This is a genomic window from Jatrophihabitans sp. (assembly GCF_051960575.1).
Taxonomy (GTDB): Bacteria; Actinomycetota; Actinomycetes; order Mycobacteriales; family Jatrophihabitantaceae; genus JBQCEE01.
Genome location: NZ_JBQCEE010000077.1, coordinates 1 through 8,658, shown reverse-complemented (window position 1 = coordinate 8,658; position 8,658 = coordinate 1). Strand labels below are relative to the sequence as shown.

At 71.2% G+C, this 8,658-nt stretch carries 8 protein-coding genes and 1 pseudogene; 7 read left to right on the top strand and 2 right to left on the bottom strand.

From position 1 onward, the window contains the following. From ACTHMS_RS03980 to ACTHMS_RS03960, 5 genes and pseudogenes are all read left to right on the top strand, one after another. Positions 1-1,541, top strand: a pseudogene (locus ACTHMS_RS03980) (chromosome segregation protein SMC); the annotation flags it as partial. A gap of 84 nt (positions 1,542-1,625) precedes the next feature. Next, entirely contained in the window at positions 1,626-2,630 is a 1,005-nt protein-coding gene (locus ACTHMS_RS03975) for a L,D-transpeptidase (protein WP_440305374.1), read from the top strand. A 43-nt stretch (positions 2,631-2,673) separates the two neighbouring features. Continuing rightward, a complete protein-coding gene (gene ftsY, locus ACTHMS_RS03970) occupies positions 2,674-3,867 on the top strand; it encodes a signal recognition particle-docking protein FtsY (protein WP_440305373.1) in 1,194 nt (397 codons plus the stop codon). A 25-nt stretch (positions 3,868-3,892) separates the two neighbouring features. After that, positions 3,893-4,924 (top strand): L-threonine 3-dehydrogenase, encoded by a 1,032-nt coding sequence (gene tdh, locus ACTHMS_RS03965; protein ID WP_440305372.1) that lies wholly within the window; start codon positions 3,893-3,895, stop codon positions 4,922-4,924. Further along, on the top strand, positions 4,924-6,105 hold the full coding sequence (locus ACTHMS_RS03960) for a glycine C-acetyltransferase (RefSeq protein ID WP_440305371.1): 1,182 nt from the start codon (positions 4,924-4,926) through the stop codon (positions 6,103-6,105). Before tdh ends, ACTHMS_RS03960 begins: the two co-directional genes overlap by 1 nt. 27 nt (positions 6,106-6,132) lie before the next feature. Here the strand turns inward: ACTHMS_RS03960 and ACTHMS_RS03955 are convergent, their stop codons facing one another. Together ACTHMS_RS03955 and ACTHMS_RS03950 are read right to left on the bottom strand one after the other, a co-directional pair. Continuing rightward, complete coding sequence (locus tag ACTHMS_RS03955; protein WP_440305370.1) at positions 6,133-6,912, bottom strand: MerR family transcriptional regulator; 780 nt, start codon at positions 6,910-6,912, stop codon at positions 6,133-6,135. A gap of 44 nt (positions 6,913-6,956) precedes the next feature. After that, positions 6,957-7,154: a hypothetical protein gene (locus ACTHMS_RS03950; protein ID WP_440305369.1), complete on the bottom strand. Its 198-nt coding sequence runs from the start codon at positions 7,152-7,154 to the stop codon at positions 6,957-6,959. A gap of 80 nt (positions 7,155-7,234) precedes the next feature. On the opposite strand from ACTHMS_RS03950, the gene ACTHMS_RS03945 reads away from it, so the two are divergent. Together ACTHMS_RS03945 and ACTHMS_RS03940 are read left to right on the top strand one after the other, a co-directional pair. Further along, a complete protein-coding gene (locus tag ACTHMS_RS03945) occupies positions 7,235-7,447 on the top strand; it encodes a hypothetical protein (RefSeq protein WP_440305368.1) in 213 nt (70 codons plus the stop codon). Between the two features lie 111 nt (positions 7,448-7,558). Then, a partial coding sequence (locus ACTHMS_RS03940; protein WP_440305367.1) for an ammonium transporter occupies positions 7,559-8,658 on the top strand: 1,100 nt, incomplete at its 3' end.

The window sequence follows — 8,658 nt, the reverse complement described above, 5'->3', positions numbered from 1 at the left end:
AGGGCGTGCTGCAGCAGCAGGTCGACACCGCGCTCGAGGCGCTGAACGAGTCGGACGCGCGCCTCAACGCCGTCGCCGAGCGGCTCGCCCAGCTCGGTCAGGCCGCACGGTCGGCGCGCGCCGAGGCCGCCCGCCTGGCCGAGGCACGCGAGGCCGCGGCCGAGGCGCGCGACCGTGCCCTGGCCGGGCTCACCGAGCTCGAGGAGCGCTTGCGGCTGGCCGAGGCGAGCACCGACGAGACGACCGAGCCCGACACCGCCGAGCGCGACGCGCTGCACGCCGCGGTCGCCGAGGCCCGGCAGTCCGAGATGGACGCCAGGCTCGCGGTGCGCACCGGTGAGGAGCGGGTGCGGGCGGTGCACGGCCGCGCCGACCAGCTGCTGCGCGCCGCCGAGGTCGAGCGGGCCGTCCGGCTCAAGGCGCAGCAGGCGCGCGAGGCGCGTGCCCGCGGTGCCGCCGTTGCCCGCAGCGTGCATGCCGCGGCTCAACAGACGTTGCAGTACTTGCAGGTCTCGCTCGACGCGGCCGCCCGGCGCCGCGACGAGGTGCAGCAGACTCGCGCGGCACACGAGGCCGAGCTGGTGACCGTTCGCGCAGGCGTGCGCGAACTCGCAGGCACGCTGGCCCAGCTCACCGACGCGGTGCACCGCGACGAGATGGTGCGGGCCGAGCAACGGCTGCGGATCGAGCAGCTCGAGACGCGGGCCGTCGACGAGTTCGGTGTCGAGATCGACGCGCTCATCGCCGAGTACGGCCCCGACCAGCCGTGCCCGCCGTCGGCGATCGAGATGCACGAGTACGAGCAGGCCAAGGATCGGGGCGAGTCGGTGAGCGCGCCGCAGCCCGGCCCGTTCGACCGCGCGACCCAGGAGAAGCGGGCGGCCCGCGCCGAGCGCGATCTCGCGCTGCTCGGCAAGGTCAACCCGCTCGCCCTCGAGGAGTTCGCGGCGCTCGAGGAACGACACCAGTTCCTGTCCACCCAGCTCGAGGACCTCAAGGCCACCCGCCGCGACCTGCTCACCGTGGTGAAGGAGGTCGACGACCGCATCCTCGAGGTCTTCACCGCGGCCTACCACGACGTGGCGCGCGAGTTCGAGGTCGTGTTCGCGACGCTGTTCCCGGGCGGCGACGGGCGCCTCGTGCTCACCGACCCCGACGACATGCTGCTCACCGGCATCGAGGTCGAGGCCCGGCCGCCGGGCAAGAAGGTGAAGCGGCTGTCACTGCTCTCCGGCGGCGAACGCTCGCTCGTGGCCGTCGCCCTGCTCGTCGCGATCTTCCGCGCGCGTCCCAGCCCGTTCTACGTCATGGACGAGATCGAGGCGGCCCTGGACGACACCAACCTGGGCCGGCTGCTCGAGCTGATCAACCAGCTGCGCTCGACCAGCCAGATCATCCAGATCACCCACCAGAAGCGGACGATGGAGATCGCCGACGCGCTCTACGGCGTCACCATGCGCGGCGACGGCGTCACCCAGGTGATCAGCCAGCGGCTGCGCGACGGTGGCACCGACGGGCCCGCGGGCTCCGAGAGCGCCTGACAGCTGCCATCGAGACCCGACTCGCGCTGTGACCCGCCCGAGGCGTGCTGGCCCGCATGTCGATCTGTCACCTAGGTTGGTCGGGTGACGAAGCCGACCCGCAGCCGCGTTGCCGCGCTGTCCGCCGTGTTCGTGAGCCTGGTGCTGGTGCTCAGCGCCTGTTCGTCCAGCAGTTCGGGCGGCACGGCCACGACCTCGGGCACCTCGACGTCCGCGACGTCGACCACCGACACCAGCAGCGCTCCGACCTCGACGGCGCCCTCGACCTCGACGCCCCCGCCGAAGCCGAAGGTCATGGTGCACATCAAGACGCTGAACGCCGACGGCGCGACCTACGGCGTCGCCATGCCGATCATCGTCTACTTCCAGCACCGCATCGCGAGCGCGAAGGACTTCGCGGCCGCCACGAAGGTCACGGTGAACGGCCAGCCGCAGGTCGGCGCCTGGTACTTCGAGGGCTCGGACGCGAACAAGGGCTACCCGGTCGAGGGGCACTGGCGTCCCGAGCACTACTGGACGCCGCACTCGAAGGTGCACGTCGACCTGCCCATGAAGGGGGTGTCCGGCGGCGGCGACTACGTCTTCGACAACAGCCTCACCCTCGACTTCTTCATCGGCGCCCAGCACCTCGGCACCGTCGACGACTCGGGCAGCCCGCACACCCTGAAGATCACCAATGACGGCAAGCCGTACGGCACCTTCCCGGTGTCGCTGGGCGCGAACCAGACCCGCACCCGCAGCGGCATCAAGGTGATCATGGAGCAGGTGCCGACCACCTGCATGCACGACACCAACGGCAGCTACTACGAGTGCGGCATCAAGTTCGACCAGCGGCTCACCTACGACGGCGAGTACCTGCACGCGGCGCCGTGGAACATCGGCAACATCGAGAGCGGCGTGGACACGTCCAACGGCTGCACCAACCTGCTGCCGGCCGATGCCGAGAAGCTGTTCCATTTCCTGCAGATCGGTGACCCGATCGAGTACCCGAACGCCAACGGTCCGCGCATGCAGCTCGGTGACGGCTACGGCGACTGGAACGTGCCGTGGGGCGTCTGGCAGCAGGGTGGCCTGATCAGCACCACCTGATGGCGTCGCCCGGGCGGTGACGTCCGGCTGACAGGATGGACCCGTGGTCTACCTCTACATCGCGATCGCCGTCGTGGTGCTCGCGATCCTGCTGGCCGTCGCGCTCGTCGTGCCGCGCCGCGGATCGCGGTTCCCCGCGCCGGCCGCCCCGCCCGCCGAACCCAACCTCGGTGACGACGCCGAGCCACCCCGGGACACCCCGACCCGCATGGTGGGCACCGTCGTCGACGTCCCCGCAGACACCGGGCCGTCCGGCGGGGCCACCGCCGCGACGGTCGAGCGGCCGGCCGGGCGGGCGCGGCGCGACGGCATCGCGCCCACCGCCCGCCGCCTGGTGCGCCTGCGCGCCCGGCTCGCCCGCTCGCAGTCGACGCTCGGCCGCGGGCTGCTGTCGGTGCTGTCGCGCGAGAATCTCGACGACGACGCGTGGGACGAGGTCGAGGAGACCCTGCTGACCGCCGACGTCGGCGTCACGGCGACGACGGAGATCGTCGAGCGCCTGCGCACCCGCACCAAGGTGCTCGGCACGCGCTCGCAGGGTGAGCTGCGGGCGCTGCTCGCCGACGAGCTGGTCACCGCGCTGCAGCCGGAGATGGACCGCACCCTGCACGCCACGCCGAGCGGCGAGCGTCCGGCCGTCGTCATGGTCGTGGGCGTCAACGGCACCGGCAAGACGACCACGTGCGGCAAGCTCGCCCGCGTGCTCGTCGCCGACGGCCGCACCGTGCTGCTCGGCGCGGCGGACACCTTCCGTGCCGCGGCGGCCGATCAGCTGCAGACCTGGGGCTCGCGTGTCGGCGCCGAGACCGTGCGCGGCCCCGAGGGCGGCGACCCCGCGTCCGTGGCGTTCGACGCCGTGCGGCAGGGCACCGAGGCCAAGGTCGACACCGTGCTCATCGACACCGCGGGCCGCCTGCACACGAAGGTCGGGCTCATGGACGAGCTCGGCAAGGTCAAGCGCGTCGTCGAGAAGCAGGGCCCGGTCGACGAGACGCTGCTCGTGCTGGACGCCACGACGGGCCAGAACGGCCTCACGCAGGCCCGCGTCTTCACCGACGTCGTCGACGTCACCGGCATCGTCCTCACCAAGCTGGACGGCACCGCGAAGGGCGGCATCGTCATCTCGGTGCAGCGCGAACTCGGTGTGCCGGTGAAGCTGGTCGGCCTCGGCGAGGGCGCCGACGACCTGGCGCCGTTCGAGCCCGAGACCTTCGTCGACGCGCTGCTCGGGGACTGATCGCGGCAGGCATAGGGTCGGGGGCGTGAAGGCCCTCTACAAGCGCAGCGCCGCGCCGGGGTTCGAGCTCACCGATCGTCCCGAGCCCGAGCCCGGGCCGACCGAGGTGAAGATCCGGGTGCTGCGCACCGGCATCTGCGGCACCGACCTGCACATCGAGTCGTGGGACGCGTGGGCGGCCGGTGCCGTGGACGCGCCCCTCATCCCCGGCCACGAGTGCTGCGGCGAGGTGGTGGCCGTCGGCGACGCGGTGCACGACGTGCGTCCCGGCGACCTGGTGTCGGCGGAGGGACATGTCGTCTGCGGCACCTGCCGCAACTGCCGTGCCGGCCGGCGGCACCTGTGCATCCGCACGTCCAGCGTCGGTGTCAACCGCGACGGCGCCTTCGCCGAGTACGTCGTGCTGCCCGAGACCAACGTCTGGGTGCACCACGAGCGGATCGACCCGGACCTCGGCGCGATCTTCGACCCGTTCGGCAACGCGGTGCACACCGCGCTGTCGTTCCCGCTCGTCGGCGAGGATGTGCTCATCACCGGCGCCGGGCCGATCGGGCTCATGGCCGCGGCCGTGTGCCGGCACGTCGGCGCGAGGTACGTCGTGATCACCGACGTCTCGCCGTACCGGCTCGGGCTGGCCGGGTCGATGGGCGTCGACCTCGCGCTGGACGTGAGCCGCGACCGCATCGCCGACGCGCAGCACCGGCTCGGCATGGTCGAGGGCTTCGACGTCGCCCTCGAGATGAGCGGCCACCCGGCGGCGCTGCCGGACGTGATCACGAACCTGAACCACGGCGGGCGCATCGCGATGCTGGGCCTGCCGTCGGCGCCGATCGAGATCGACTGGGGACGCGTCGTCACCCACATGATCACCATCAAGGGCATCTACGGCCGCGAGATGTTCGAGACCTGGTACGCGATGAGCGCGATGCTGCGGTCGGGGCTGTCGATCGAGGGCGTCATCACCCACCGCTTCGCCGCCGGCGACTGGGCCGAGGCCTTCGCCACGGCCCGCGGCGGGCAGTGCGGCAAGGTCGTACTCGACTGGACGGAGTTCTGATGTACACGATCGGCGACGACCTGCGCGCGACCCTCGACGAGATCAAGGACGCCGGGCTCTACAAGCACGAGCGCCAGTTGGCCTCGCCGCAGTCCAGCCACGTGCGCACCAACGACGTCGACGTGCTGAACTTCTGCGCCAACAACTACCTCGGCCTCGCCGACCACCCCGACGTGCTCGCCGCCGCGACGGCGGCGCTGCACGAGTGGGGCTTCGGCATGGCCAGCGTGCGGTTCATTTGCGGCACGCAGACCCAGCACGCCGAGCTCGAGACGCGCATCGCCGACCTGCTCGGCACCGAGGCGACGATCCTCTACTCGTCCTGCTTCGACGCCAACGGCGGCCTGTTCGAGGTGCTGCTGGACGAGCGCGACGCGGTCATCAGCGACGAGCTCAACCACGCCTCGATCATCGACGGCGTGCGGCTGTGCAAGGCGCAGCGCTACCGGTATCGCAACCGGGATCTCGCCGACCTGCAGGCCCAGCTCGCCGCCGCGGCCGACGCGGGTGCCCGGCGCACGCTGGTCGTCACCGACGGCGTCTTCTCGATGGACGGCTACCTCGCCCCGTTGCCGGACATCTGCGACCTCGCCGAGCAGTACGGCGCGCTGGTGATGGTCGACGACTCGCACGCCGTCGGCGTCCTCGGCGAGCACGGCGGCGGCACGCCCGAGCACTTCGGGGTGCAGGACCGCGTCGACGTCGTGTCCGGCACGCTCGGCAAGGCCCTCGGCGGGGCGAGTGGCGGGTACATCTCCGGCCGCCGCGAGATCGTCGAGCTACTGCGGCAGCGGTCGCGTCCGTACCTGTTCTCGAACGCCGTCGCGCCCGCGGTGGTCGCGGGCTCGCTCGCCGCGCTCGACCTCTGCGTGCACGGCGCCGACCTGCGGCAGCGGCTGCGCGACAACACCGCGCTGTTCCGCCGGCGGATGACCGAGGAGGGTTTCTCGATCCTCGACGGCGACCACCCGATCGTGCCGGTGATGTTCGGCGACGCCGTGCTCGCGGGCCGGATCGCCGAAAAGATGCTCGCCCACGGCGTCTACGTCATCGCCTTCAGCTACCCGGTCGTGCCGAAGGGGCTCGCCCGCATCCGCGTCCAGCTGTCGGCGGCCCACAGCGCCGACGACGTCGAGGCGTGCGTCCGGGCGTTCGTCGCCGGCCGCGACGCCGCCCGCTGACGTCCGGACACCGCACCGGCCGTCCGGTCAGGGCGCGGCCGGGTGGGCGTCGGCGTTCGCGATGATCGCGGCGCGGACGTACGCCGCCAGCCCGGGTTCGACGCCGTCGTAGTTCGCGGCGAACCGTTCGTCGCTCACGTAGAGCTCCGCAAGACCGCGGTGCAGGTCGTGCGAGCAGGGGTAGAACCAACGCTCGATGTGCGCGCGGTGCTCCTCGGCGAGCGCGGTCGCCGTCGGGCCGTCGGCGGGCTGTCCGTCCCGCTTGACCGCGGCGAACGCCTCGACGGTCGCCTGCGCGTCCGCCTTGATCTCCAGCCAGTCGTCCTTCCCGTACCGCGCGGTGCGCCGGTTCGATTCGGTCCAGGCGTCGGTGTCGCCCCAGCGGCTGTCGGCCTCTGCCTGCCGCTCGGCGAGGTCGGTCGTCCCGAAGATCTCGAACTGTTCCTCGGGGCTGAGTGGGTCGCCCATGGCGCGTGCCTCCATCAGGTGTTCCAGTGCCGCCAGCAACGCCTGCTGGCGGTCGATGCGCTGACGCAGCAGTCGGTGCTGTCGGCGCAGCCGTTCGTCGGTGCCCTCGTCGGGGTCGGCGAGCATCGCAGCGATGTCTGCGAGCCCGAAGTCGAGCGCCCGGTGCACGAGGATCGCGTGCAGGCGGTCGAGGTCGGCCGCGGTGTAGAGCCGGTAGCCCGACGCCGAGCGGGCCGACGGCGTCAGCAGTCCGATCTCGTCGTAGTGGTGCAGTGCGCGCACCGACACGCCGGTGCGCGCAGCGACCTCGCCGACGGTCAGCGCCTCCGTGTCGTCCATGCCGACGACGATGCACCCTCCCGTCACGAGAGGGTCAAGCCCGTTTACCGCAGGCGCTTCTGCACCATCAGGTGGTGCACGTAGGCGCCGGCGAGGGCGGGCACGAAACAGACGGCGAGGGCGTTCCGGGTGACGAACGTGCCGATGATCCCGAGCACGAAGACCACGACGACGATGCCCGCGTAGACGGCGAGCAGCGGGTGCTTCGCCCACACGGTGCGGTAGTCGTACCAGGTCTCCACGCGAGCAGGGTACGGCCGCCGCGCCCCACCCGCGCACCGTGGCTCAGCGTTCGGCGCCCGGCCCGTGACAGCATCGCCCCGTGGCCCTGACGACGATGTTCCGCGACCCGGTGCAGCTGGTGTTCGTCGACGAGTTCGACGCCGAACTGGCGCGGGTCGCCACCCCCGCGTTCGTCCCGCGGGTCGACGAGAACGTACTGCTCGCGGGTACGCCCTACCGGGTGATCCGGGTCGGATACGACATCCCGGACAACGCGATCACCCGGATCGTCGTGGTGTGCGTCCCAGTCTGACGGTGTTACGCGTGCGAAACATCGCGTAACGGATGCGGAAACAGGATCACCTGAATCTGAGCGCCAGCGCGCGCGACTCCCGCTGCGCTCCGTTCGAGGCAAGGAGAGCCTGTGTCCCACCTCTTGATGGTGCACACCCTGCTGGCGTCAGCGCCGGCACCCGGATGTCCGGACCCGTCGAAGCTGACCTACGTGCCGGTCAACGCGCTGGACAGCAAGGGCAGCGCGTGCGCCGGCACCGCGCAGACGAATTCCGGCCACACGGCCTGGATTCTGACCTCGGCCTCGCTGGTGCTGCTCATGACGCCGGCGCTCGCGTTCTTCTACGGCGGCATGGTGCGCGCGAAGCACTCGCTCGCGATGCTCATGCAGAACTTCGCGACGATCGCCGTCGTCAGCGTCACCTGGGTGGTCATCGGCTTCAGCTGGGCCTTCGGCGGCACCGGGAAGTATCTCGGCGACACGCACTTCGCGTTCATGCAGAACCTCGGCGACTGGGTGCCGGCACTCGGCTCGTTCCAGGTGGTGCCCACCGCCTGCTTCGTGGCCTTCCAGCTCACCTTCGCGATCATCACGCCGGCCCTGATCACCGGCTCGACCGCCGACCGCTGGCGCTTCGGGCCGTTCGTGGCCTTCGTGACCATCTGGTCGATCGTCATCTACGCGCCCGTCGCGCACTGGGTCTTCACCGGCTACGGCTGGCTGAACCGGTCGCTCATCGAGCCCGGCGGGCACTTCTTCGCCCAGGACTTCGCGGGCGGCACGGTCGTGCACATCAACGCCGGCGCGGCGGGCCTGGCCATGGCCTTCCTGCTCGGCAAGCGCAAGGGCTTCCCGAAGGAGCAGATGCGCGGCCACAACATCCCGTTCGTCCTGCTCGGCGCCGGCCTGCTGTGGTTCGGCTGGTTCGGCTTCAACGCCGGTTCCGAGCTCGCCGCCGACGGCGTCGCGAGTGCCGCGTGGATGAACACCAACACCGCCACCGCCACCGCGCTGCTCGGCTGGATCCTGGCCGAGAAGCTGCGGTACGGGAAGTCGACCGCGCTGGGTGCGGCGTCCGGCGCCGTCGCCGGTCTGGTCGCGATCACGCCCTGTGCCGGCTGGGTGAGCCCGTTCGGCTCGCTGTTCATCGGCTTCATCGCGGGCTTCGTCTGCGCCTTCGCGATCAGCCTCAAGCACAAGTTCGGCCTGGACGACTCGCTCGACGTCGG

What these genes read in the sequence shown, in the direction of transcription:
- ACTHMS_RS03960 (WP_440305371.1), top strand. Translation starts at nt 4,924, where the DNA reads ATGTACACGATCGGCGACGACCTGCGCGCGACCCTCGACGAGATCAAG.
- ACTHMS_RS03955 (WP_440305370.1), bottom strand. Translation starts at nt 6,912, where the DNA reads ATGGACGACACGGAGGCGCTGACCGTCGGCGAGGTCGCTGCGCGCACC.